Origin of the sequence: Rhizobium sp. CFBP 13726, from assembly GCF_014841925.1 — a bacterium.
GTDB classification, from domain to species: Bacteria; Pseudomonadota; Alphaproteobacteria; order Rhizobiales; family Rhizobiaceae; genus Neorhizobium; species Neorhizobium soli.
In genome coordinates, this window is sequence record NZ_JACYUU010000006.1 from 49,525 (window position 1) to 74,395 (window position 24,871).

Genomic DNA, 24,871 nt, shown 5'->3' on the forward strand with positions numbered 1-24,871 from the left:
TGTAGATTGACCCCAAATTTCGATATCCGGAGACCGACATGACGCTCGCCAAACTCGACCTCGTCGCCGAAGTGGACAAGATCTTTGCTGATCTCGGCGTCACAGCCGACCAGTACAAGGGCGGGACGCTCACCGTCCGCTCGCCGATCACGGGCATGGAAATCGGCAAGCTGCCGGAAGTGACAGCGGACGATGCCACGAAGGCGATCGACGCAGCGCACCAGGCCTTCCTCGAATGGCGCCTCGTGCCGGCGCCCAAGCGTGGCGAACTGATCCGTCTCCTGGGCGAGGAACTGCGTGCCGCCAAGACTTCCCTCGGTCGCCTCGTGTCGATCGAAGTCGGCAAGGTGACATCCGAAGGTCTTGGCGAAGTCCAGGAAATGATCGACATCTGCGATTTCGCAGTCGGCCTGTCGCGCCAGCTCTACGGCCTGACGATCGCTACCGAGCGTTCCGAGCACCGGATGATGGAAACCTGGCATCCGCTTGGTCCCGTCGGCATCATCTCCGCGTTCAACTTCCCCGTCGCCGTCTGGTCGTGGAATGCAGCGCTTGCCCTCGTCTGCGGCAATTCCACCATCTGGAAGCCTTCGGAAAAGACCCCGCTCACCGCACTCGCCACCCAGGCGATCTTCGAAAAGGCGCTGTCGCGCTATATCGCCGATGGTGGAAAAGCCCCTCAGAACCTCTCGACCCTGCTGATCGGCGGCCGCGACATCGGCGAAATCCTCGTGGACCACGACAAGGTGCCGCTCGTCTCTGCGACCGGCTCCACCCGCATGGGCCGCGAAGTCGGTCCGCGGCTGGCGCAGCGCTTTGCCCGCTCCATTCTCGAACTCGGCGGCAACAACGCCGCGATCGTCACCCAGACGGCCGATCTCGATCTGACCCTGCGCGGTGTCGCCTTCTCTGCCATGGGCACAGCCGGACAGCGCTGCACGACGCTCCGCCGCCTCTTCGTCCATGACAGCGTCTATGATGCGCTCGTGCCGCGCCTTGCCAAGGCCTACCAGTCGGTCACCATCGGCTCTCCGCTGCAGGACGGCAATCTCGTCGGCCCGCTGATCGATCAGGCAGCTTTCGACAAGATGAAGGCGGCACTCGAGGCAGCCAAGGCCGCCGGCGGCACGGTCGTTGGCGGTGAACGCGTGCTGGATGGCGAAGCGGCTGATGCCTATTACGTGCGCCCGGCCATCGTTGAAATGCCTGATCAGACCGGCCCGGTCAGAGACGAAACCTTCGCACCGATCCTCTACGTCATCAGATATCAGGACTTCGACGAAGCGATTGCTCTGCACAACGACGTGCCCCAGGGCCTGTCCTCCTCGATCTTCACCAACGACATCCGGGAAGCCGAAGCCTTCGTTTCCGCGCGCGGTTCCGATTGCGGCATTGCCAATGTGAATATCGGTCCGTCGGGCGCTGAAATCGGCGGCGCTTTCGGCGGCGAAAAAGAAACCGGCGGCGGACGCGAATCGGGCTCCGATGCGTGGCGCGCCTATATGCGCCGCGCCACCAACACCGTGAACTATGGCCGCACCCTGCCGCTCGCGCAGGGCGTCAAGTTCGATATCGACTGATACTCGCATGGTGGCGCCATTGAACCTTCTCACCGATATCGAAGGCGTGGCTGTTGGCCACGCGACCGATCTGCAGCTTGGCTCAGGCGTCACCGCGATCATCTTCGACGAGCCGGCGATCGCCTCCGGCTCGGTTCTAGGCGGTGCACCGGGTGGGCGCGAGACCGCCCTTCTCGACCCGTCCATGACGGTGCAGACAGTCGATGCCTTCGTTCTCTCGGGCGGCTCGGCGTTCGGGCTGGATGCAGCCGGTGGGGTGCAGGCAGGCCTGCGCCAGATCGGCCGCGGCTTTCCCGTCGGGTCTGCAAAGGTGCCAATCGTGCCGCAGGCGATCCTGATGGATCTTCTGAACGGCGGCGACAAGGACTGGGGCCTCCATTCGCCCTATCGCGATATGGGCTACGACGCCTTCTGCGCCGCGCAGAAGGGCACATTCGCGCTCGGCACCGTCGGGGCCGGAACCGGCGCCACGACCGCGACCGTCAAGGGCGGCATCGGTTCGGCAAGCGCGAAGACCTCGTCGGGGCACACGATTGCCGTCCTCATGGCCGTCAATGCCATGGGCGCCGCAACGGTCGGTGATACCAAGCACTTCTGGTCGGCGCCGTTCGAGCAGGATGACGAGTTCGGTGGCCTTGGCCTTCCCGCGACATTCACAGCCGACCACATGGCCCTGCGGATGAAGGGCGTGGCGTTGAAGGCAACGACGATCGGCGTGGTCGTCACCGATGCAGTTCTGACCAAGGCGCAGGCGCACAGGCTGTCGATCATGGCGCATGACGGACTGGCACGCGCCGTCTTGCCAGCACATCTGCCGGGAGATGGCGACACGATCTTTTCGGCAGCCACCGGAAAGATCCCGATGGACGATATGAGCGCTTTCGCCGAACTCTGCCACCTCGCGACCCTCGTGACAGCAAGAGCCGTTGCGCGGGGTGTATTCGAGGCGGCCGCGCTGCCAAACGCCCGCGCCCAACCCGCCTGGCGTGACCGGTTCGCTGGCTAAAAGCCCGCGAGAGCTGCTTCCAGCTGCGACCAGTCCTTCTCGTCAGGCAGCCCCAGCCGTAGATCCTCCGGACGCTCTTGGAAGCGTCGGACCATTATTCCGTGTTCGCCGAGATGCTGGAACAGAGCCTGGGCACGCTGATCTCGTATGAAACGGAACAGGGACGTGCCGCCAAAGACCGGAATGCCGGCAGCAGACAGAAGGTCGTCCAGCCTTGCAGCATCCGCGCTGAGCCTGACGCGCATCGCGACCTGCCAATCGGCATCGGCCAGCGCTTCGGATGCCACATGCAGAGCCGGACCGGAGACCGCCCAGGGCCCGAGCCTCTCCTCGATCTTCACGGTGATATCGGGATGGCCGATCGCAAACCCCAGCCGCAGGCCGGCCATGCCGTAGAACTTGCCGAAGGAGCGCAGCACGATCAGCCCGCCCTCGCCGACAGCGCCGGCAACGCTCTGCGCTTCCGACACATCCATGAAGGCCTCATCGACGACGAGCAGCCCGCCCTTCGCGCGCATGATTTCGGCCAGCGCCAGAATGTCATCCGTCGACACGATCCGCCCGGTCGGATTGTTCGGGTTGACGATGACGGCGAGACTGGATGTCGCAAGATCGCCGAGATCATCCGTCTCCAGAACCTTAAAGCCTGCCATCGTCGCGGCACGCGCATGTTCCGCATAGGTGGGCGATAGGATCGCTGCCTTTCCGTCCCCTCCGACAAGGCCGGCGATGATCGGCAGCAGGATCTGCGTTCCCGGCCCAGCCGCGATATGAGATGGTGATGGTGCCTGGTACGCCTCAGCTGCAACCGTCTTCAACCTCTCGAGCGAAGAAGGCTCCGGCAGACGTGCAAAAACATTGCCGGGGATCGGCGTATGCGGATAGGAATGCGGGTTGATGCCGGTCGACAGATCGATCCACGGCTCTGGCGCCTGAGGAAACAGCGCACGCGCCATGGCAAGGTTGCCGCCATGCTGTATCGGACTGCCCAAATCAGAGATCGCCAACGTCATGTTCCTTCTCGCATTCTTCGCCCTGATCACCGAGCGCATCGTCGGCTATCCGGACTGGCTGTTCAAACGCATCGGCCATCCTGTCACCTGGATCGGCCGGCTGATATCGGCACTCGACAGTCGATGGAACCGCGAGGGCGATGATTTCGCCAGCCGCAAACGCATGGGCATTCTCGCGCTCATCGTCCTCATCGGCTGTACCGTCGCCGCCGCGCTGGCGATTGCCGCCGTTCTCATGCTTTTGCCCTTCGGACCGATCCTTCTCGTTCTTGCCGCAGCCAGCCTGCCGGCCCAGAAAAGCCTCGAGACCCATGTGGAAGCCGTGGCAACCGCCTTGCGCTACAACGGGCTCGACGCTGGACGCAAGGCCGTCTCGATGATTGTCGGCCGCGATCCGGAAAAGCTCGATGACGCCGCGGTTTGCCGTGCTGCGATCGAAAGCCTGGCCGAGAATTTTTCGGACGGCGTCGTCGCCCCTGCCTTCTGGCTCGGCATCGGCGGCCTCTCGGGCGGGGCGGCCTACAAGGCTGCCAATACCGCCGACAGCATGATCGGCCACCGGTCGCCGCGTCATGAAGCGTTCGGCTGGGCCGCGGCCCGGTTCGACGACCTGATCAATCTGCCGGCGTCGCGGCTGACGGCGGCGCTGTTCGTTTTGGCCGCTGTGTTCGTCAAGGACGCCTCGCCCCGCGATGCCATGCGTGCGATCCGCCGGGACGCGAAACATCATCGTTCGCCGAATGCCGGCTGGCCGGAAGCAGCGATGGCGGGTGCGCTTGGCATCGCGCTGGCTGGTCCCCGCAGTTACGGCGGCCAGATGATCGAAGCCCGCTACATGGGAGAGGGTAACCGGACCAACCTGAATTTCGACGATATCACCCGCGCCCTCAAGCTTGCCCGCGTGGCGGATGCGCTGCTGATCGGCCTGTTCGGCATCCTGGCGCTGCTCATCTGGCAATTTTGAGCAGTCCGTCGATATCGAGATGCTGCTCCATATGCGCGGCCAGGCGATCGAGAATGGCATCGACATTTGCTTCGTAATTCAGGCCCGACACCGTACCGCCGAGACGCGACAGCCAGGCCGAACGCTGCCGGTCATCGCAAAACAGTCCGTGCACATAGGTACCGACCACCCTGCCATCCCTAGACGATGCACCTTCCGGAACGCCGGCAATGCGCGAAAACGGACGTGAACAGTCGCCGCCAGTGGTATGACCCGTATGCATTTCATAGCCGGCGAAGGATATTCCATCGGAGCTGACGCCCTCGACAGCCTCCAGCCGCTTTGAGGCCGAAAGCACGGTTTCGACATCCAGAAGCCCCAGCCCTTCCGCCGAACCGGGAGGACCTTCCGATCCCTCCGGATCCGATATCCGTCTGCCGAGCATCTGGTATCCGCCGCAGAGCCCGAGCACACGCCCACCGCGCCTGTGGTGGGCGGCGATATCCGTATCGAAGCCCGCTTCGCGCAGCGCCGCTAGATCCGTGATCGTTGCCTTGGAGCCGACCAGAAGCACGAGATCGCAGTCCCCGGGAATGGCCTCGCCGCGGCGAACCCTGATGAGCTCGACATCCGGCTCCGCTTCCAGCGGATCGAGATCATCAAAATTGGAAATATGCGGCAGGATCGGCACTGCGATACGCATCTTCGCGCCGGGCTTGCGCGCAAACGACTGGGTCAGGCCGAGCGCATCTTCTGCCGGCAGGAGAGCCGCATCGGCGAAATGCGGCAAGAGGCCGATCGATTGCCAGCCGGTAAACGCACCGATTATCCGCATGCCCTCGGCAAACAATGCCGGATCGCCGCGAAAGCGGTTGACGATAAAGCCGTGGATCATGGCCGCGTCGTCGTCATCGATGACGAGTTTCGTGCCGGCGAGGCTGGCAATCACGCCGCCCCGGTCGATATCGCCGATCAGAACCACCGGCACATCGGCAGCGCAGGCAAAACCCATATTGGCAATGTCGTTCTGGCGAAGGTTGATTTCGGACGCGCTGCCAGCCCCTTCGACCAGAACCAGGTCCGCCCTGGCTTTCAGGATCTCGAAGCTCTCAAGCACCCGCGAAAGCAGCCTCGGCTTCACAAGCTGGTATTCGGCCGCCTTGGCATTGCCCTCGACCCTTCCCTGCACCACCACCTGGGCGCCGACTTCGCTCTGGGGCTTCAAGAGAACCGGATTCATATGGACGCTGAGCGGCACGCCGGCAGCCCTTGCCTGCAGTGCCTGCGCCCGGCCGATTTCGCCGCCATCGGCGGTGACCGCGGCATTGTTGGACATGTTCTGCGGCTTGAAGGGCAGGACACTTAAGCCACGCAGCGTGAAGACGCGGGCAAGCCCGGCAACGACCAGCGACTTGCCCACATCCGAGCCTGTCCCCTGAAACATGAGAGCGCGAGCCACCACCCGTCAGAACTCGATGCCGGCCTGGGCTTTGACACCGGCCTTGAAGTGATGCTTGACGAGCGTCATCTCGGTCACCAGATCCGCCGCCTCGATCAGAGCCGGTTTTGCATTACGGCCGGTGACGACCACGTGCAGATCCGCCCGGCGCGCCTGTAACTGGGCGACGACCTTGTCGAGATCGAGATAATCGTAACGCAGGGCGATATTGAGTTCGTCGAGAATGACGAGGCCGATCGTTTCGTCGGCCATCAGTTCGAGTGCCATGCCCCAGGCCTTCTCGGCAGCGGCGATGTCACGCTTGAGATCCTGGGTTTCCCAGGTAAAGCCCTCGCCCATCGTGTGCCAGGCGATGCGGTCGCCGAACACCGCAAGCGCTGGCTGCTCGCCGGTCGACCAAGCGCCCTTGATGAACTGCACGATCCCGACGCGCCGGTTGTGGCCAAGCGTGCGCAAAGCCAGCCCGAAGGCCGCCGTCGATTTGCCCTTGCCGGAGCCGGTATGAACCATGAGGAGACCCTTCTCGACGGTCTTCTCCGCGACTTCCGCATCCTGAACCGCCTTGCGGTTCTCCATCTTGGCGCGGTGGCGCTGCTCGGTGGTCTGATCGATTTCCTTCAACGGACTGCAAGCTCCTTGGACGTGGTCGAAATCGCCTCGCCGGCACGGAAACGCTCGCGGAGGACGCCGCAAAGCGCCCCGAGAGCGGCCCAGAAGACGAGGTTCGTCGCGTAGACGGCATTGACGAACCGCGCATGCAGTTCGATCGGCACCGCGGTGTCATGGGTCGGCGGCAGCGGTGCACCGATGATGTGCGGAGCAACCAGCAGGACGATCGCCAGAGCCGCAAGAAGGGCGGAACGGGTATAGGCAAGCAGCCCGAGGGCCAGGGCGGTGCAGACTGCCGTCGCGATCCACCAGATCTGCCGCGGTCCGAGTTCGGCGACGGGCATGCCGGGAAGTTCCGGCGGCAGACCGAGGCCGGGTGCGAGGCTGACGGTGAGGAAGCCAGCAATGCCGAACATCAACCCGCCGCGCCATCCGCCAAACCCGCCGAGTGCTTCGGCAATGGCGATGGCAACCAGCGCAAAACCGATGGCAGAGAGCGCATTGGCGGCAGTCGTGTAGGCAAAGCGCTCGATCCCATCGGCCGGCGCCCATGCCTCTTCGGCATGATCATGCTGAGCGGCAGTTGGTGCTGGAACGCTGGCGGTTGGAGCGGCAGCATGGCTATGTCCGGCACCGTTGCTGCCGGCATGTTCATACGTCTCTGCCGCGATGATAAGCGGCACGACCGAAAAGCTCTGCATCACGGTCATCAGGAGCCCGGACAAAAGCCCTGCGATCACCGCCGTGAGGACGATGTTTCGAAACAGCGACATTTAAGGAATTCCTCTTAGTGGCAGGGAAAGGCCAGCGAGTGTCGCGTATCGTGAGCCGCATTGTGCACAGCCTCGATATGCGAAAAGCCGACAAAGCCGACGATGAACAGGCCGAGTATGGCTGTCATGCCAAGAGGAATGATTTTCGATGCGGAAACGCTGGCTGCACCGGCAGCAGAGTTCGTAACCATGGACGTCGTCTTTCTGCCCTCCACCCGAGGACTTTCACTGTGCCTATCGTCTCCGGCAGGTCTCCTGGCTCGCGGATCGAACGCCTCTGACCCGCCTTCCCGGATGTCTCCAGTGGCATGTTGAGCAGAGACTTTCCGCTTACAGTTGCGGGGGCAGCCGCGGGTTTGACGCCAAGATGTCGTCGCACCGCATTCCCTTCGATGAGCCCTCTCGGGCACCAAAGACGTGATCACTATAGACGGTTTCCCCATACGGGCAATCGCCTTTGCGACATTGACACTGCCCTGCGACAAGGCTTAGGTGACTGCGATACGGTCCCTTGCCGGCAACGGTAGGGGCTAAGAGAGAATGCGGTGCGAGCCCGGGATCATCTTTAAGATCCCATGGTTCAATGCCGCGGCTGCCCCCGCAACTGTAAGCGGCGAGCCATCCTGCCACGAAAGCCACTGGAGAAATCCGGGAAGGCAGGCGGATGGTGACGACCCGCGAGCCAGGAGACCTGCCGTTCGAAAACGTGCCTTTCCGGGCGGGGTGCTCCGGAAAAGCTTCTTTCACTCTGCAGGATAGGCTTGCCTTCCTGTCGTGCACCCCGATGTTATTGACTTGGGCGGTAGTGCGACACGATGGTGATTGACGAACGAAAAGACGAGCGCGACGCGTCCGTAGACGGCCTTGCCGGCGAGCCGGATGTGACGATTTTCGTCTGCACCAATTGTCGCGAGGCTTCCAATAGCGAAGCGCGCCCGGGCATCGGCCTGATGGCGGCACTTCGCGAGGCGGCCGCCGGCAAACCGCTCTCCATCAAACCCGTCACCTGCCTTGCCAACTGCGAAAAAGGCCCAAGTGCTGCCTTCAACCATCGCTCCGGCTGGTCCTATGTCTTTGGTCATCTGTCGCTCGACACGGTCGAGGACATCCTGGTCGGCGCGATGATGCTGGCTGACGACGAGCGCGGTCTACTTCCCCTTCGCGGCCGCCCCATGTGCCTTCGCGGCAAGGGCATGACGGCCCGCATTCCCCCATTCCAGCACCACGAGGACCTGCCTTCATGAGCGTTTCATTCGACCGCGTTCCCTGCACCGTCATCACCGGGTTTCTCGGTGCCGGCAAGACCACGCTGATCCGTCACCTGATCGAAAACCTCAAGGGCAAGCGGCTCGCGATCATCGTCAACGAGTTCGGCGATGTTGGCATCGATGGCGACGTGTTGAAGAGCTGCGGCATCGAAAGCTGCCCAGATGACAACATCATCGAACTTGCCAACGGCTGCATCTGCTGCACCGTCGCCGACGATTTCGTTCCGGCGATCGACCAGATCCTGGCCCGCGAACCGCGCGTCGATCATATCCTGATCGAAACCTCCGGCCTTGCCCTGCCGAAGCCGCTCGTCCAGGCCTTTCAGTGGCCGGACGTGAAGGCCCGCGTCACCGTGGATGCCGTCATTGCCGTGGTGGATGGTCTGGCTCTCGCGCAAGGTCGCGTTGCCGACGATCACGAAGCGCTGGAAGCGCAGCGCAGCCAGGACAGCTCGATCGACCACGACGATCCGGTCGAGGAAGTGTTCGAGGACCAGATCGCCTGCGCCGACATGATTGTGCTGACCAAGACCGACCTTCTCGACCAGGCATCGCTTGCCGCCGCCAAGGGCCGTGTCCAGGCGCATCTGCCACGGGCGGTGAAGATCGTGCCGGCCGCAAACGGCGCCGTCGATCCGAGCGTGCTGATCGGTCTCGGTCTTGCCGTCGAGGACGATATCGAAAACCGCAAGACCCATCACGATGATGAGCTTGACCACGATCACGACGATTTCGACAGTTTCGTCATCGATATTCCAGCCGTTGCCGATGCGGACGAGCTCGCTGCCCGCATTTCCGCCACGGCGGAAGCGGAAAACGTTTTGCGCATCAAGGGTTTTGTCGACGTTGCGAACAAGCCGATGCGCCTTCAGGTGCAGGCGGTCGGTTCACGCGTGAACCACTATTTCGACCGCGCCTGGGGCCCCGGCGAGAGCCGTCAGAGCCGCCTCGTGGTGATCGGCGAAAAAGGCATAGACCGGGCTGCGATCGAAAAGATGCTGACGGCATAAGAGGGCTGTAGAAGGAAAAGGATGCATATTCTCGCCACCACCTCGTCGTCGCTCGACGACCTGATCGAGCCGGTCGACCTCAACCAGTCGCCGGCGGATGTGGTGGTGCTGTCTTTTTCCGGCAGTGACCTCAACGGCATCGCAGCGGGTTGGAGTAATGGCAAGGCGAGCCTCTGCCTTACCAATATCTCCGACCTGCGCCATCCGATGTCCGTCGATCTCTGGCTCGAAAAGACCGCGGCCCATGCGCGCTTCATCCTCGTGCGCATTCTAGGCGGCTACGATCGCTGGGCCTATGGCGCCGATCAGTTGTCGCGGCTGGCGAAGCGCAAGAAGATCCCGCTCGCAATGCTGCCGGGCGAATGCAGCATCAGCGATGACCGCCTGGCCGCTGCCTCGACCGTGCCCGATGCAACGCTGATGGACGTTCTCGCCTTCTTCCGCGAAGGCGGGCCGGACAATATGCAGCTTCTGGCGCGCCGCCTGGATGCGCTGGCAAGCGGCGATACGCAAAGCTTGCCAACCGCGACGCCGATGCCGAAACGGGGCTTCTACAAGCCCGGCCACGGCATCTCGACCGCAGATGAGCTTACTGCTGGCTTCCCGCCCGATGCGCAGCGGCTGCCGATCCTGTTCTACCGCTCCACCTTGCTTGCCAATGATGCGGCCCCGATCGACGCGATGTACGAGGCGCTGGCCGCCCGCGGGTTCGCACCGATGCCGATGTTCGTCGGCGGCCTGAAGGATGCGGACACCATCGGCTTTGTCGAACAAGCGATCGCAGAGCTCGATCCGGCCGCCATTCTCACCACGACCGCCTTTGCAAGTGCGACCGACGACAACGGCGACACGATTTTCGACCGCTCAGGGATTCCCGTCTTCCAGCTGGTCACCGCAACGACACGGCGGGACGGATGGATGGAAGGCCGCCGCGGCCTCAACCCTTCCGACCTTGCCATGCATGTCGTGCTGCCGGAACTGGATGGCCGCATCCTTGCCGGCGCGATCTCGTTCAAGGCAGGCGACAAGACGGCCGATCTCGTCAACCAGCCCGAACCGGACCGTATCGAACACTTCGCAGACCGGATCGCCGCCTTCCTGGCGATGAAGACCGTGTCCCGGGCGAAGCGGAAACTCGTCGTCCTGATGCCGGATTATCCGAGTGCGCCGGGCCGCACCGGTTATGCCGTCGGTCTGGATGTACCGCAAAGCGTTCTCACGATCCTCAGCACGCTATCGACAGCCGGCTATTCGATTTCCGATATCCCGCAAACTCCGCGCGCGCTTCTGGATCTCCTGGCCGCCAGGACGGCGCAATATCCACTTGCCACCTACAGCCCTTCAAGCGGAATCGATTCCGCCTGGGGCGAACCGGCCATGGACGCGGATCTGGAAGACGGTGCCTATCGTTTCCGCGCCGCGCAGTTCGGGAACGTGACGGTAGCGCTTGCGCCGGACCGAGGCCGCGATGCCGACCGGCGCACTGACTATCACAGCCCCGACCTGCCGCCGCGCCATGCCCTTCATGCCTTCGGTCAATGGATGCGCAGTGCCGTGGGTGCCCATGCGATCGTTCATGTCGGCGCCCATGGCACGCTGGAATGGCTGCCTGGGAAAACCGTGGCGCTGTCAAAAGACTGCTTCCCGGAACTTGTGACCGGCGGCCTGCCGGTCATCTATCCCTTCATCGTGTCCAATCCCGGCGAGGCGGCGGTTGCCAAGCGGCGCATTTCCGCAGTGACCATCGGCCACCTGCCGCCGGTTCTGACAGGCGCAGGCCTTTCGGACGAGCAGACGAAACTCGAGCTGCTGGTCGATGAGTACGCGCAGGCCGACGGGCTGGACAGGCGCCGCCGCGACAGGCTGGCGAAACTGATCGTCGAGACTGCCGGCGACTGCGGACTGGCATCCGAGGCCGGCATAACCGGTGATGACGACCCCGACACGGCGCTCAGCCGCATCGACGCGTTTCTCTGCGATCTCAAGGACTTCGCCATCAAGGACGGCCAGCACGTGTTCGGCGAAATCGCCGACGGTGACGACGATCCGCTGCGGATCGCCAGTGCCGGAACCGAAATGCAGGCGCTGCTCGATGCTCTCGATGGCCGGCATATCCGCCCCGGTCCGTCGGGCGCACCATCACGGGGCCGCCGCGATGTGATGCCGACGGGCCGCAATCTTTACGCCAGCGATCCGCGCACCCTGCCGACCCCGACCGCGTTCGAGCTCGGCAAGCGCGCCGCCGACGAGATTTTGCGCAGATACCTGCAGGACCATGGCGACTGGCCGAAAAGCCTCGTCTTCGACCTCTGGGGCAGCGCTTCGCTTCGAAGCGGCGGCGAGGAAGTGGCGCAGGTTCTGGCGCTGATGGGTGCCAGACCCGTCCAGGACGCCGCAACCGGCCGCGTCACCGGTATCGAGGTTCTGGCGCCTGCAACGCTTGGACGCCCGCGTATCGATGTGAGCCTTCGAATTTCCGGCCTGTTCCGCGACATGTTTCCGGCACTGATCGCGCTTCTTGATGCCGCCATGCGGGCGATTGCCGCGCGTGAGGAAGCACCGGGCGACAATCCGCTGGCAGAGGATGCGCAGACGCTCGGCCATGTGCCCCCGCGCATCTTCGGCTCGGCCCCCGGTACCTACGGTTCCGGCATCGAGGAAAAGCTTGCCGACGGCAGCTGGGGCGAACGCGAGGAACTCGGCCGTCTCTATCTCGACGCCACCAGCCACGCATTCGGCGGTGCCGATGGAGATGGCGTCCACGTTCCCGGCGGGTTTGCCGAGCGAATCGGCAGCGCCGACCTGCTTGTCCATACCGGCGACGATCCCGGCCGCGATCTTCTCGACGGGTCCGCCGACGTTGCCTTCATCGGCGGCTTTTCAGCAGCTGTGGCGGCACTTGGCGGCAAGGCGGATGTGATCGCGCTCGATACGACCGATCCGCAAAAGCCGAAAGCACGCTCCATTTCCGAGGCCGTGACCCGCGTCGTGCGCGCCCGTGCCGTCAACCCACGCTTCATCGCCGGCCAGATGCGCCACGGCCCCCGCGGTGCAGCCGAACTGGTCGAAACCGTCGACCGGCTGATCGGCTTTGCCGAGACCACCCACGCCGTTCCGCAATCGCTGATCGACGCGACCTATGATGCCTATCTGGGTGACGAGAAAGTGCGCGACTTCCTGCTGTCGCAGAACCCCGAAGGCGCCCGCTACATGGGCCTGCGGTTCCGCGCCGCGCTCGATCGCGGTCTCTGGCATCCACGCCGCAACGCGGTGGATGCCGAGTTGGAGATGCTGGCCGAAGACTGCGAAAGGCTGGTCGCATGACGGCAATCGCACGCGATCGAGCCGATCCGGATATGAGACGCGGCGCCTGCCCTGCACTCTCTGCGCCGATGATGACGGGCGACGGCCTGCTTGCGCGCGTGCCGCTGACCGCTGCAATCGCGCCGGAGCAACTGGCAGATCTCTGCCGCCTGGCAATACGCTACGGCAATGGCATGATCGACATTTCAGCCCGCGGCAATCTACAGATCCGTGGCTTGAGCGAGACTTCCGCGCCGCGTCTCGAGGCCGAGGTGCGAGCGCTGGACCTGCCGCTGCGCGATGGCCTTGCCGTCGAAGTGCCGCCGCTTGCCGGTGAGGACGCAACCGAAATCGCCGATCCGCGCCCGCTGGCGGACGCCATCAGCCACGGCGCCCGTGACATCAAAGGCCTTGCGCCAAAGACGTCTGTCATCGTCGATGGTGCAGGTCGGCTGACGCTTTCCGGGTTGATCGCCGATATCCGGCTGGTCGCGGTGGAAGCGGGTGGCGAAATCCGCTGGAAGATCCTGCTTGGCGGCACCGAAGGTTCCGGGCGCGTTTTCAATGTTTTGACTGAAGCACAGGCCGTCGAGGCGACCGTCTCACTGCTCGAAAACCTCGCCTCGCTTGGAAGCGATGCCCGCGGTCGCGACCTCGCTTCAGACTTGCCGGTCAACGATTTCACTGCCGCAACTGTCTCCCCCTTCACGCTGCATACCCTGTCGAAAGAAACATTCGCGACCGGCATCGGCCCGGCATTCGGCCAGACCCATGCCGGAAACCTGATTGCCCTCTGCAACGAGGCCACCCGCCTGGACCTCCGCACCGTCAAACCGGCACTCGATCACTCGCTCCTGTTTTTCGGCAGCGAGACCGCGTGCCGCACATTGACGGCATTTGCCGCAGACACCGGTTTCGTGACGTCGGCTGCCGATCCGCGCGGTCATATCGCTGCCTGCACCGGACGCCCGGCCTGCCGTTCCGGCACCATTGCCACCCACGAGATCGCCACGCGCGCTGCCACAGAATGCGCCGATCTGCTGGACGGTTCGTTCAAGCTGCATGTGAGCGGCTGCCCTAAGGGCTGCGCCCATCCGCAAGCAACGGCACTGACGCTGTGCGGCATGCCGGATCACGTTTCGCTGGTTGCCTCTGCGAAAGCGAGCGGCCAACCCTTTGCTTCCATCGCGTTTGCCGATACCAACGCCACGCTTCGCCGCCTTGCCGCTCTCGTTCGATCGGAACGGCGATCGGGGGAAAATTCCGCTGCCTGCCTTGCCCGGATCGGTCCGGACCGGCTTCGCCAGGCGGCCATACCAGGATGACCATGACCAGTTACGACTATATCCACGAAGGCGATGCGATCTATCTGAAGTCCTTTGCGATCATCCGCGAGGAAGCCGACCTTTCCGCATTTTCGGAAGAGCAGGCGGATGTCGCGGTCCGCATGATCCACGCCTGCGGCCTGGTCGAGGCGGCCGAACATTTCCGCTTCTCCGACGACTTTGTTTCTGCAGCCCGCAATGCGCTGCTGGACGGCAAGCCCATCTATTGCGACGCGTTCATGGTGGCGCAGGGGATAACCCGGGCAAGGCTTCCGGCCGATAACGAGGTGATCTGCACGTTGCGCGACAGCCGCACGGTCGAACTGGCAAAGACGATCGGCAATACACGATCGGCAGCGGCACTGGATCTGTGGGACGCGATGGAAGGTTCGGTGGTCGCCATCGGCAATGCGCCGACGGCCCTGTTTCACCTGCTGGAACTGCTGGATGCCGGTGCACCGCGCCCAGCCGCAATCATCGGCATGCCGGTCGGCTTCGTGGGTGCGGCTGAATCCAAGGAAGCACTGATGGAATCGGCACATGGCATTCCCTATGCCGTGGTCCGCGGCCGCATGGGCGGCTCGGCCATGACCGCTGCCGCCGTCAACGCGCTGGCGAGGACAGGCCTTTGAACCCCAATGGTACCAAAGGCAGGCTGATCGGCGTCGGCACCGGACCGGGTGATCCGGAACTGATGACGTTGAAGGCCGTGCGTGCCATCAATGAAGCGGATGTGCTGGCGTTCTTCTGCAAGAAGGGATCCTCAGGCAACGGCCGCACCATCGTCGACGCCCATATCCGCCCGGGCACGATCGAACTGCCGCTGGTCTATCCGGTCACGGTTGAGACCCACAAGGACGAGGCGGACTACAAGACGCCGATCAACGATTTCTTCGATCGGTCGGCCGAAGAAGTCGCAGCTTATCTCGATGCCGGAAAGACCGTCGCCGTTTTGAGCGAAGGAGACCCGCTGTTCTACGGGTCCTACATGCATCTGCATGTCCGGCTGAAGGATCGCTACGAGGTGGATGTCATTGCCGGTGTCACCGCAATGTCCGGCTGCTGGTCGATGACCGGCCTGCCGCTGGTGCAGGGAGACGATATCCTGAGCGTGCTGCCCGGCACTCTGTCCGAGGAAAAGCTGATCGAGCGTCTCGCCGATACCGATGGCGCCGTGATCATGAAGGTCGGGCGCAACCTGCCGAAGATCCGCCGGGCGCTGGCCGCAGTCGGCAAGCTTTCAGGCGCGCTCTATGTCGAACGCGGCACCATGGCCAACGGCGCCTCGGAGCGACTGGAAACCCGCGACGAAAGCCCTGCGCCCTATTTCTCGCTGGTGCTCGTTCCCGGATGGACCAACCGTCCGGGACCCGATCATGGAGCGGCAGAATGACGGGATCGCTGACCGTCGTCGGCCTCGGCCCCGGCAATCCGGACCAGATCACCCCGGAAGCGCTGTCGGCGGTTGCGTCGGCGACCGATTTCTTCGGCTACTTCCCCTATATCGACCGGTTGAACCTGCGGCCGGACCAACGCCGCCATGCATCCGACAATCGCGAGGAACTGGCACGCGCCAAGGCGGCAATCGACATGGCAGCCAGAGGCGGCAAGGTCTGCGTCGTCTCGGGTGGAGACCCCGGCGTCTTCGCGATGGCGGCAGCCGTCTGTGAAGCGATCGATGAAGGTCCGGCAGAATGGCGCGACATTGATCTGTCCATCGTACCTGGCGTCACCGCCATGCTGGCGGTTGCGGCAAAGGCTGGAGCGCCTCTCGGCCATGATTTCTGCGCGATTTCGCTGTCGAACAACCTGAAACCCTGGGCAATCATCGAAAAGCGCCTTGTTGCAGCGGCAACGGCCGGCTTCGTCATGGCCTTTTACAATCCGATCAGCAAGGCGCGGCCGCATCAGCTGGACGAAGCCTTCGATATCCTGCGCGCCAACCTGCCGGGCACGGTTCCGGTCATCTTCGGTCGCGCCGCCGGCAGGCCTGACGAGGCTATCCGGATCGTGCCCTTGGCGGAAGCTCAGGGCGACATGGCCGACATGGCGACCTGCGTCATCGTCGGCACGACAGAGACCAAGCTGATCGAAAGAACCGGCAAGCGACCGATCGTCTATTCGCCGCGGTTCCTGCGGGAGAGCGTCCAGTGACGCACCCGGTCGACCAGCGCGTCCACGCTTGTGGCAGACGGCACATCCGGCAGCTCTGGCCGGTCGATCAGGATGACGTCTATGCCAAGCCGCCGTGCAGCGCTGATCTTGGCCACACTGGCACGACCACCGCTGTTCTTCGAGACGATCAGGTCGATGCCGTGCTCCTCGAGCAGCCGGATCTCGTCACCCTCGGAAAATGGCCCGCGGGCAGTGATGTAGGTCACTTCCGGCAGGTCCAGCGGCGGATCGACCGGATCGACGCTGCGCACCAGGTATCGATGCTGTTTCCTCACCTCGAACGGCAGCAGTTCCTGTCGGCCGAGCGTCAGGAAAACCTTGCGCGGGGCAATGTCGAGCGCTGCGACCGCGGCTTCGATACTGCCGACCTGCTGCCAGCGATCGCCGTCCTGCCGCAACCACGCGGGACGCCGCAGAGCCAGGATTTCGACGCCCGAGGACGCCGCCGCTTCAGCCGCATTGCGAGAAATCTGCGCCGCGAACGGATGCGTCGCGTCGATCAGCAGATCCACGCCCTGCTCACGGATAAAGGCATCGAGGCCCTTCGCACCGCCGAACCCGCCGATCCGCACGGGCACCGGCTGCTGCGCCGGCGCCTTGGTGCGGCCGGCAAGCGAAACGAGGATCTGGTATTCCGGGTCGGTCGCCAACCGGCCGGCCAAGGCCTTCGCCTCGGTCGTACCGCCCAGAATGAGGATGGAGTAAGTCAAGTTGCCTCCTGAATCAGAAGTGAGAGCTTTAAACCAAAGCCGCTGGCTGTCCATCGTCGGCATCGGCGAGGATGGCGTGAAGGGTCTCGGCGACAATGCCCGCGACGCGATCGCCGCCGCCGCATTTGTGTTCGGCGGAAAGCGGCATCTGGAGCTCGCCTCATCCCTCATCACAGGCGAATCACGGCCATGGTCGACGCCCTTCGATCCAGCGATGCGCGATGTCGTCGCTCTGCGTGGAAAGAGGGTCTGCGTACTCGCCTCCGGCGATCCCTTCTGCTTCGGCGTGGGTGCAACCCTGTCACGCCATGTGCCGGCCGACGAATTCGTCTCCTATCCGTCCTCGTCCGCATTTTCGCTCGCAGCGTCCCGTCTCGGCTGGCCGCTGCAGGAGATCGAGACGGTCTCGCTTCATGGTCGTCCGCTGGATCTCATCCGCCCGCTCCTGCATCCAGGCCGGCGCGTAATCGCGCTGACATCGGATGAACGGGGGCCTGCGGAACTGGCGGCGCTCCTGACGGAGAGCGGCTTCGGGAAATCGCAGCTGACCGTGCTCGAAGCGCTTGGCGGCGAAGCGGAGCGCATTCGCAAGGTGCAGGCGGACGAATTTGCATTGCAGGATATCAACGTGCTGAACGTCGTCGCGATCGACGTTGCCGCAAACGGTCCGGCGCGCGTTCTGCCGCTGGGCTTCGGCCTCGATGACGCCCTGTTCGAGCATGACGGTCAGATCACCAAACGCGAGATCCGCGCCTTGACGCTGTCGGCTCTTTCGCCCCGGCGCGGCGAACTGCTCTGGGATATCGGCGCCGGATCCGGTTCGATTGGCATCGAATGGATGCTGGCCGATCCGTCGATGAAGGCGATCGGCATTGAAGCCCATCCCGAGCGGGCCGCGCGTATCAGGCGCAATGCCGCACGCCTCGGGGTTCCGGGCCTCGTCGTGGTCGAGGGCGAAGCACCGTCGGCGCTCCATGGCCTCCCCCCACCGGATGCGATCTTCATCGGCGGCGGCGGCAGCGAACCGGGCGTCTTTGATGCAGCCGTCGCAGGACTCAAGCCCGGCGGCAGGCTCGTTGCCAACGCCGTGACGCTGGAGATGGAAGCGGTGCTGCTGACCGCAAAAGCCACGCTCGGCGGAAGCCTCATCCGCATGGACGTCTCGCGCGCCTCGCCCGTCGGGTCGATGCAGGGCTGGAAACCGGCCATGCCGGTCACGCAGTGGACTTGGACAAAAGGAACAGAACCATGATCGTCGCCGGTTTGGGTTGCCGCAAGGGCACCACGCGCGCAGACCTCTTGTCCGCGCTCGATGCGGCCTGCACGGAGGCCGGTATCGTCAGGGGATCGATCGGGGCACTCGCCACCGGAGAGATCAAGCGGCAGGAACCGGGCATTCTGCAACTGGCCGAAACGCTGGGCATTCCGCTTCACATCGTCAGCGACCAGGCCTTGCTGGAGGCCGAGCCGCGGACCAAGACCGTTTCCCGCCACAGCCTTGCGCAGACGCCGTCATCCAGCCTGTCCGAGGGTGCGGCGCTTGCAGCTGCGGGGGAATGGTCCGAAATCATCGTGCCGCGGCTGATATCCCAGGGCGCCACCTGCGCCTTGGCGCAAACGAAAGACTATCCATGACCGTCCATTTCATCGGTGCCGGCCCCGGTGCCGCGGATCTGATCACCGTCCGTGGTCGCGACATCCTAAGCCGCTCGCCGGTCTGCCTTTATGCAGGCTCGATCATGCCGAAGGAACTGCTGGATTATTGCCCGACCGATGCACGGATCGTCGATACCGGCTCCCTGTCGCTCGATGATATCGAGGCCGAGTATGTTGCCGCTCACAAGGCCGGCAAGGATATAGCCCGCCTGCATTCGGGCGATCTTTCGGTCTGGAGCGCTGTGGCCGAGCAGATCCGCCGGCTCGAGAAATACGGCATCGACTATACGCTGACCCCCGGCGTCCCTTCCTTTGCCGCTGCCGCCGCCGCGTTGCGGCGGGAGCTGACAATTCCCGAAGTCGCGCAAAGCCTCGTTCTCACCCGCGTATCCGGTCGCGCCTCGAAAATGCCCGAGGGCGAAACGCTGAAAGCGTTTGGCGCGACAGGTGCAACGCTTGCGATCCATCTCGCCATCCATGCACTCGACAGGATCGTCGAGGAACTGACGCCGCTTTACGGTCCCGATTGCCCGGTCGCGATCGTCGTGCGCGCCTCATGGCCGGAAGAGCGCATCATAACCGGCACGCTTGCCGATATCGTCGCGATACTGGCAGCAGAACCGGCGGAGCGCACCGCGCTGATCTTCGTCGGCAAAGGACTGGGAGCGAATGATTTCGTCGAGAGCCAGCTATACAATGCAGACTATGTAAGGCGTTTCCGCCCCGGCTGGGATCAGCTCTCTGCGGCTAAGGACCCGGAATGATCGGACGGCGTGAATTCCGTCCGTCCGGCAAGCTGCCCGTGCCGGTCGAACACCAGGATCTCCAGCGCGATCTTAGGGTCGCCGAGCGACTTTGCGGCGGTCTTCCAGGCAAGCGCGGCAATGCGGTCACCGAGCTTCAGACCACGCGCGCCGGCCATCTCGAACGCCTGCGCGACAGTGTTTGCAGCGATGATCCGCGCGACGAGATCAGCATCGGCGCCGGCGTCTTCCGCCACCTTGGCAAGCGCTTCAAGATCGGCAAGCCCGCGCTTGGAATGCACGTCGAGCATGCCTTGGGCGAGCTTGGTCATCTTGGCGACACCGCCGGCAACGGTCACCTTCTTGACCGGATGGCTGCGGATATATTTCAGCATGCCGCCGACGAAATCACCCATGTCGATCAGCGCGACATCGGAGAGGTCATGATAGGCCTGAGCCGCCTTTTCGGACGTATTGCCGGTGGCGCCGGAAATGTGATCGAGGCCGGCCGCGCGCGCCACATCGATGCCACGCCAGATGGAATGGATCCAGGCCGAGCACGAATACGGAATGACGATCCCGGTCGTGCCGAGGATCGATATACCGCCGACGATGCCGAGCCGGCCGTTGAGCGTCTTCTCGGCGATCTTTTCGCCGTCGGGCACCGAAATCTCCACCTCGAAATCGGCGCCCTCGCCGGCAACCTCTGTTATCGCCTGCGCAATCATCTGCCGCGGCACCGGGTTGATCGAGGGTTCGCCGGGTGGCAGCGGCAGACCGGGCCGCGTTACCGTGCCGACGCCGGGTCCGGCCTTGAAGGTGATGCCGCTTTTCGCCGCACCGCGCCGCACTGTGCTCATGATCAGCGCGCCATGGGTCACGTCGGGGTCGTCGCCGGCATCCTTGATGATGCCGGCCTTGGCGAAACCCTCGCCCACTTCTTCGATGGCCAGCGTAAAACCCGGCCGTTGGCCGCCGGGAAGGGTCACCTCCACCAGCGTCGGAAATTCGCCTGTCATCAGCGCCAGACAGGCAGCCTTCGTGGCGGCCGCAGCGCAGGTTCCCGTGGTCCAGCCACGTCGCAGGGTCTTGCTGTCAATATCGATGGCGGCTTCCATGGTCGTTTCTATAGCCCGGCCTTCACCGGCCGGCAAAAGGTTTGCACTCCATGCCCATGAATGAGTTGATCGAAACCATCGTCGAAGCGCCGGAATTCGAGCCCGGCCATGTCTGGCTGGCCGGCTCTGGCCCCGGTCATCCGCGCTATCTGACGCTGGAAGTCGCCGATGCGCTGCAAAAAGCCGACGTGATCGTGCATGACGCGCTGGTCTCCGACGCCGTCCTTGCATTGGCGAAAACACGCGACATGATCTTCGTCGGAAAACGAGGCGGCAAACCTTCGGTCGCGCAGAACGATATCACCGCGCGGCTGATCGAGCTCGCGAGAACAGGCAAACGCGTGCTGCGTCTGAAGGGCGGCGACCCGTTTATCTTCGGGCGCGGCGGCGAAGAGGCGGAAGCGCTGGTGAAGGCGGATATCCCCTTCCGGATTCTGCCCGGCATGACCTCTGCCCTTGCCGCACTCGCCTGCGCCAACATTCCGGCGACGATGCGCGGCATCAGCCGTTCGATCACACTCGCAACCGGCCATGCCGCCGGCACGCCTGGCGATCTCGACTGGAAAGCTTTGGCAAAGACGGGCGAGCCCATCGTCGTCTATATGGGAGTGAGCACGATCGGCACGATCGCGCGGCTGCTGATGGAGGGCGGATTGGCAGGCGATACACCCGTCGCGGTTCTGATGGCGGCAACCACACCCTTGGAGCGCTCGATGATTGCGACGCTTGCGACCGTTGAAGCAGAAGTGCAGCGCCAGGATTTCCAGGCGCCGGCGCTGATCGTGATCGGCCGGATCGTCGAGATGCAGGCGGTTCTTACGGGACCTGCACCATGACGGCCCGCGCATTGATCATCGGCGCACCGCGCTCCGGTTCCGGCAAGACCAGCGTCACCATCGGCCTTTTGCGCGCCTTCCAGCGGCGGGGCATCAAGGTGCGCGGCATCAAGACCGGGCCTGACTATATCGATCCCGGCTTCCACGAAGCGGCAACCCGCCTGCCCGGGCTCAATCTCGACAGCTGGGCCATGGCCCCCGATCTTCTGCGGCATCTGGCCCGCGGCCAGGCAGAGGATGCGGACCTTATCCTGATCGAAAGCGCCATGGGTCTTTTCGACGGCATTCTGGGCGAACCCGGTCGCTCAGGTGCCGCGTCCGATCTCGCCCGCCTGTTCGGCCTGCCGGTTCTGCTGGTGCTCGACGTATCAGGACAGAGCCAGACGGCCGCAGCCGTCGCCTGCGGTTTCATGCATTATGATCCGACGGTGAAGATGGCAGCCTGCGTGCTCAACCGGGCCGGAAGTGAGCGCCACCGAAAACTCTCGGGCGACGCCATCTCCGCAATCGGGCTTCCGGTTGTCGGCACGATTTTGCGCGATCCGACCCTGACGCTGCCCGAACGCCATCTGGGCCTCGTGCAGGCAAGCGAACATCCGCAGATGGACGCCCATATCGACCGGCTGGCCGATGCGATGGAACATTCGCTGGATCTCGACGCGATTTTCGAGGCAGCGCGTCCGTTCGATATCCCCTCCGGTACGACTGAAAAGGCATTACCGCCGCCGGGACAGCGGATCGCACTTGCCGAAGACACCGCCTTCACCTTTCTCTACCCGCATATCAAGCGGGAATGGCAGGCGATGGGGGCCGAGATCATCCGCTTCTCGCCGCTTGCCGACGAAGCGCCGCCGGCCGACTGCGACGTCTGCTGGCTGCCGGGCGGTTATCCAGAACTGCATGCGGGACAGCTTGCAGCGGCTGAAACGTTCAAGACGGGGCTGAAGACCTTCTCGGACACAAAGCCGGTTCACGGCGAATGCGGTGGTTACATGGTGCTTGGCGAAAGGCTGGAGGATGCCGACGGCGCAAGCCACGCGATGACCGGCCTGCTTTCCCATTCCACAAGCTTTTCCAAGCGTAAGATGAACCTCGGCTACCGCCAGGCGCGCCTGATGAGAGAAAGTGCCATTGGTAAAATAGGCGACGTGGTGCGGGGCCACGAATTCCATTATGCTCGAGTGATCGAAGCCGGAACCGACCAACCTCTCGCTATGATTGCAGATGGTCGAGGCGACGAAATAGGTCCGTCGGGCGGTTTTCGGGGAAGGGTGACCGGCACGTTTTTCCATGCGATAGCGCGCGATTAGCAGGATTTGCCTCCCTTTCGAAAGGGGCCTAATTTTCGCAACCCATGGGGGGTTGCTAAATGTGTCGCATCGAAGGCACTTAATGTCGTAGCGAAGGCTCACCCACGCGGCAACGCGACCGTAATCTCCATCACGCCTCAACGGGCCTTCGATCGCTAAGCAGACTATTTCCCGAGGCATAGAGCTCGCACGATAAGAGCCGGGGACTGCATCAGAAAGGAAGTTATGTCGGCCGCAACCGAACCATTTCCCACGATCGACGGAATAATGCGCAAACCGCTGTGGAAGAGGAAACCCGGCGAGACAGCGCAGACTACGAACGCAGAAAACTGCATCGAATAAAAGGGAACAGGGAAATGAACGACATTACGAAATATCTCGCCGGCCGGGTCACCACCGGTGGCATGAACCGCCGCGAATTCATGGGCCGCGCCATGGCAGCGGGCGTGACGCTGGCTGCAGCAAGCCAGCTCTACGCAACCAGCGCCTCCGCACGGGCCCCCAAGAAGGGCGGCAACCTGAAGCTCGGCCTCGAGGGTGGTGCCGCGACCGACAGCATCGATCCCGCCAAGGCGACCTCCCAGGTGATGTTCACCGCGGTCCGCACCTGGGGCGATACGCTGGTCGAAACCCATCCGGAAACCCGCGCACCGGTTCCATCGCTTGCCGAATCCTGGTCGCCATCGCCGGACGCCAAGACCTGGACCTTCAAGATCCGCAAGGGTGTGCAGTTCCACGACGGCAAGGAAATGACCACCGACGACGTGGTCGCGACCTTGAAGCGCCATAGCGATAGCAAGACCGAATCCGGTGCAGCCGGCGTTCTGAAATCCATCAAGTCGATCGAAAACAAGAGCGGCGATCTGGTCGTGACGCTCGACAGCGGCAACGCCGACCTTCCCGCGATCTTCACCGACTACCATCTCGTCATCCAGCCGAACGGCGGTGTCGACGCGCCGAATGCCGGCATCGGCACCGGTGCCTACAAGGTCAAGAGCTTCGAGCCTGGCGTTCGCATGACCTTCGAGAAGAACACTAGCGACTGGCGTTCCGACCGCGGTCATGTCGAGACGGTCGAAATCATCACCATGAACGACGCAACCGCCCGCATCGCGGCCTTGTCGTCCGGCCAGGTGCAGTTCATCAACCGCGTCGATCCAAAGACCGTGCCGCTTCTGACGCGCGCCCCGACGGTGCAGCTTCTGACCACGTCCGGCGGCGGCCACTACGTTTTCATCATGCATTGCGACAAGGCGCCGTTCGACAACAACGATCTGCGCATGGCCCTGAAACTGTCCATCGACCGCGAGGAAATGGTCAAGCGCATCTTGGGCGGCTACGGCAAGGTCGGCAACGACTTCCCGATCAACGATACCTATGCGCTCTTCCCCGAGGGCATCGAGCAACGCTCCTACGATCCGGACAAGGCGAAGTTCCACTTCAAGAAATCAGGCCATAGCGGCTCGGTGCTTCTGCGCACGTCGGAAGTTGCCTTCCCGGGCGCTGTCGATGCATCGGTTCTCTTCCAGCAGAGCGCGAAGAAGGCCGGTATCGATATCGAGATCAAGCGCGAGCCGGGTGACGGCTACTGGTCGAACGTCTGGAACGTGCAACCGTTCTCGGCCTCCTATTGGGGCAGCCGCGCCACGCAGGACCAGTTCTATTCCGGCGCCTATCTGTCGTCTGCAGACTGGAACGACACCCGCTTCAAGAACGAGAAGTTCGACAAGCTGCTGATCACCGCCCGCGGTGAACTGGATGAAGCCAAACGCCGTGAAATGTACCGCGAGATGGCGGTGCTGGTGCGCGACGAAGGTGGCACGATCCTGCCGATGTTCAACGACTTCGTGAACGCGGCGTCGAAGAAGCTCCAGGGTTACGTCAAGGACATCGGCAACGACATGTCGAACGGCTATGTCGCGACCCGCGTCTGGCTCGACGCCTGATACCCGATAGGGGCTTGTCCAGCCCCGCCGATGAATATGGACCGCAGGAAAACCTGCGGTCTGAACCCTTCATTTCGGATACGGGATC

The 24,871-nt window shown here is 63.4% G+C and carries 23 protein-coding genes and 2 riboswitches; of the genes, 16 read left to right on the top strand and 7 right to left on the bottom strand.

The genetic code is table 11. The features are described from left to right. Positions 1–38: 38 nt before the first annotated feature. Positions 39–1,580 carry an L-piperidine-6-carboxylate dehydrogenase gene (amaB, locus tag IFT66_RS21070; protein WP_192078826.1) on the top strand — a complete coding sequence of 514 codons (1,542 nt, stop codon included), beginning with the start codon at positions 39–41 and terminating at the stop codon, positions 1,578–1,580. 7 nt (positions 1,581–1,587) lie between these two features. After that, a complete protein-coding gene (locus tag IFT66_RS21075; protein ID WP_192078827.1) occupies positions 1,588–2,586 on the top strand; it encodes a P1 family peptidase in 999 nt (332 codons plus the stop codon). Here the strand turns inward: IFT66_RS21075 and cobD are convergent. Continuing rightward, entirely contained in the window at positions 2,583–3,542 is a 960-nt protein-coding gene (gene cobD, locus IFT66_RS21080; RefSeq protein ID WP_446737947.1) for a threonine-phosphate decarboxylase CobD, read from the bottom strand. The two genes, IFT66_RS21075 and cobD, sit on opposite strands and share 4 nt — an antisense overlap. A 55-nt stretch (positions 3,543–3,597) precedes the next feature. On the opposite strand from cobD, the gene cbiB reads away from it, so the two are divergent. Then, positions 3,598–4,563, top strand: a complete 966-nt coding sequence (gene cbiB / locus IFT66_RS21085; protein WP_192078829.1) for an adenosylcobinamide-phosphate synthase CbiB — start codon at positions 3,598–3,600, stop codon at positions 4,561–4,563. Here the strand turns inward: cbiB and IFT66_RS21090 are convergent. The 4 genes from IFT66_RS21090 to IFT66_RS21105 are packed head-to-tail and all read right to left on the bottom strand — an operon-like array spanning position 4,547 to position 7,574. Further along, positions 4,547–6,004, bottom strand: coding sequence for a cobyric acid synthase (locus IFT66_RS21090; protein ID WP_192078830.1), 1,458 nt, complete (start codon positions 6,002–6,004; stop codon positions 4,547–4,549). The genes cbiB and IFT66_RS21090 overlap by 17 nt on opposite strands. Before the next feature lie 3 nt (positions 6,005–6,007). Beyond that, complete coding sequence (cobO, locus tag IFT66_RS21095; protein ID WP_062463600.1) at positions 6,008–6,622, bottom strand: cob(I)yrinic acid a,c-diamide adenosyltransferase; 615 nt, start codon at positions 6,620–6,622, stop codon at positions 6,008–6,010. Continuing rightward, a complete protein-coding gene (locus IFT66_RS21100; RefSeq protein ID WP_192078831.1) occupies positions 6,619–7,383 on the bottom strand; it encodes a CbtA family protein in 765 nt (254 codons plus the stop codon). The genes cobO and IFT66_RS21100 overlap by 4 nt, the downstream gene beginning before the upstream one ends. 14 nt (positions 7,384–7,397) lie before the next feature. Then, positions 7,398–7,574 (bottom strand): CbtB domain-containing protein, encoded by a 177-nt coding sequence (locus IFT66_RS21105; protein ID WP_062576923.1) that lies wholly within the window; start codon positions 7,572–7,574, stop codon positions 7,398–7,400. A gap of 37 nt (positions 7,575–7,611) precedes the next feature. Further along, positions 7,612–7,812: riboswitch (cobalamin riboswitch) on the bottom strand. Positions 7,813–7,869: 57 nt separating this feature from the next. Beyond that, a riboswitch (cobalamin riboswitch) is annotated at positions 7,870–8,096 on the top strand. A gap of 102 nt (positions 8,097–8,198) precedes the next feature. Here IFT66_RS21105 and IFT66_RS21110 point away from each other — a divergent pair. The 7 genes from IFT66_RS21110 to IFT66_RS21140 are packed head-to-tail and all read left to right on the top strand — an operon-like array spanning position 8,199 to position 16,443. Further along, on the top strand, positions 8,199–8,627 hold the full coding sequence (locus IFT66_RS21110) for a DUF1636 family protein (RefSeq protein ID WP_192078832.1): 429 nt from the start codon (positions 8,199–8,201) through the stop codon (positions 8,625–8,627). Then, the gene (cobW, locus tag IFT66_RS21115) at positions 8,624–9,661 is read left to right on the top strand and encodes a cobalamin biosynthesis protein CobW (RefSeq protein ID WP_192078833.1); all 1,038 of its coding nucleotides are present in this window, start codon (positions 8,624–8,626) and stop codon (positions 9,659–9,661) included. The genes IFT66_RS21110 and cobW overlap by 4 nt, the downstream gene beginning before the upstream one ends. A gap of 21 nt (positions 9,662–9,682) precedes the next feature. Then, entirely contained in the window at positions 9,683–12,985 is a 3,303-nt protein-coding gene (cobN, locus tag IFT66_RS21120) for a cobaltochelatase subunit CobN (protein ID WP_192078834.1), read from the top strand. Next, positions 12,982–14,289 carry a precorrin-3B synthase gene (gene cobG, locus IFT66_RS21125; RefSeq protein ID WP_249406540.1) on the top strand — a complete coding sequence of 436 codons (1,308 nt, stop codon included), beginning with the start codon at positions 12,982–12,984 and terminating at the stop codon, positions 14,287–14,289. The genes cobN and cobG overlap by 4 nt, the downstream gene beginning before the upstream one ends. Positions 14,290–14,291: 2 nt before the next feature. Beyond that, positions 14,292–14,921 carry a precorrin-8X methylmutase gene (locus IFT66_RS21130; protein WP_192078835.1) on the top strand — a complete coding sequence of 210 codons (630 nt, stop codon included), beginning with the start codon at positions 14,292–14,294 and terminating at the stop codon, positions 14,919–14,921. Further along, positions 14,918–15,682, top strand: coding sequence for a precorrin-2 C(20)-methyltransferase (locus tag IFT66_RS21135; RefSeq protein ID WP_192078836.1), 765 nt, complete (start codon positions 14,918–14,920; stop codon positions 15,680–15,682). Before IFT66_RS21130 ends, IFT66_RS21135 begins: the two co-directional genes overlap by 4 nt. Beyond that, the gene (locus tag IFT66_RS21140; RefSeq protein WP_192078837.1) at positions 15,679–16,443 is read left to right on the top strand and encodes a precorrin-3B C(17)-methyltransferase; all 765 of its coding nucleotides are present in this window, start codon (positions 15,679–15,681) and stop codon (positions 16,441–16,443) included. Before IFT66_RS21135 ends, IFT66_RS21140 begins: the two co-directional genes overlap by 4 nt. On the opposite strand, the gene IFT66_RS21145 is transcribed toward IFT66_RS21140, so the two are convergent. Next, a complete protein-coding gene (locus IFT66_RS21145) occupies positions 16,407–17,174 on the bottom strand; it encodes a cobalt-precorrin-6A reductase (protein WP_249406541.1) in 768 nt (255 codons plus the stop codon). The genes IFT66_RS21140 and IFT66_RS21145 overlap by 37 nt on opposite strands. A gap of 1 nt (position 17,175) precedes the next feature. On the opposite strand from IFT66_RS21145, the gene cbiE reads away from it, so the two are divergent. The 3 genes from cbiE to cobM are packed head-to-tail and all read left to right on the top strand — an operon-like array spanning position 17,176 to position 19,594. Continuing rightward, complete coding sequence (gene cbiE / locus IFT66_RS21150) at positions 17,176–18,426, top strand: precorrin-6y C5,15-methyltransferase (decarboxylating) subunit CbiE (RefSeq protein ID WP_192078839.1); 1,251 nt, start codon at positions 17,176–17,178, stop codon at positions 18,424–18,426. Then, positions 18,423–18,809: a cobalamin biosynthesis protein gene (locus tag IFT66_RS21155; RefSeq protein ID WP_192078840.1), complete on the top strand. Its 387-nt coding sequence runs from the start codon at positions 18,423–18,425 to the stop codon at positions 18,807–18,809. Before cbiE ends, IFT66_RS21155 begins: the two co-directional genes overlap by 4 nt. Continuing rightward, complete coding sequence (cobM, locus tag IFT66_RS21160; RefSeq protein WP_192078841.1) at positions 18,806–19,594, top strand: precorrin-4 C(11)-methyltransferase; 789 nt, start codon at positions 18,806–18,808, stop codon at positions 19,592–19,594. Before IFT66_RS21155 ends, cobM begins: the two co-directional genes overlap by 4 nt. On the opposite strand, the gene IFT66_RS21165 is transcribed toward cobM, so the two are convergent. Next, on the bottom strand, positions 19,564–20,679 hold the full coding sequence (locus IFT66_RS21165; protein ID WP_192078941.1) for a cobalt-precorrin-5B (C(1))-methyltransferase: 1,116 nt from the start codon (positions 20,677–20,679) through the stop codon (positions 19,564–19,566). The genes cobM and IFT66_RS21165 overlap by 31 nt on opposite strands. A gap of 62 nt (positions 20,680–20,741) precedes the next feature. On the opposite strand from IFT66_RS21165, the gene cobA reads away from it, so the two are divergent. The 3 genes from cobA to IFT66_RS21180 all read left to right on the top strand — a co-directional run bounded on the left by cobA (position 20,742) and on the right by IFT66_RS21180 (position 24,783). Then, positions 20,742–21,527, top strand: coding sequence for a uroporphyrinogen-III C-methyltransferase (gene cobA / locus IFT66_RS21170; protein ID WP_192078842.1), 786 nt, complete (start codon positions 20,742–20,744; stop codon positions 21,525–21,527). Further along, complete coding sequence (locus IFT66_RS21175; RefSeq protein ID WP_192078843.1) at positions 21,524–22,837, top strand: cobyrinate a,c-diamide synthase; 1,314 nt, start codon at positions 21,524–21,526, stop codon at positions 22,835–22,837. Before cobA ends, IFT66_RS21175 begins: the two co-directional genes overlap by 4 nt. A 356-nt stretch (positions 22,838–23,193) precedes the next feature. Then, positions 23,194–24,783, top strand: coding sequence for an ABC transporter substrate-binding protein (locus tag IFT66_RS21180; RefSeq protein ID WP_192078844.1), 1,590 nt, complete (start codon positions 23,194–23,196; stop codon positions 24,781–24,783). The last annotated feature ends 88 nt before the right edge of the window (positions 24,784–24,871 follow it).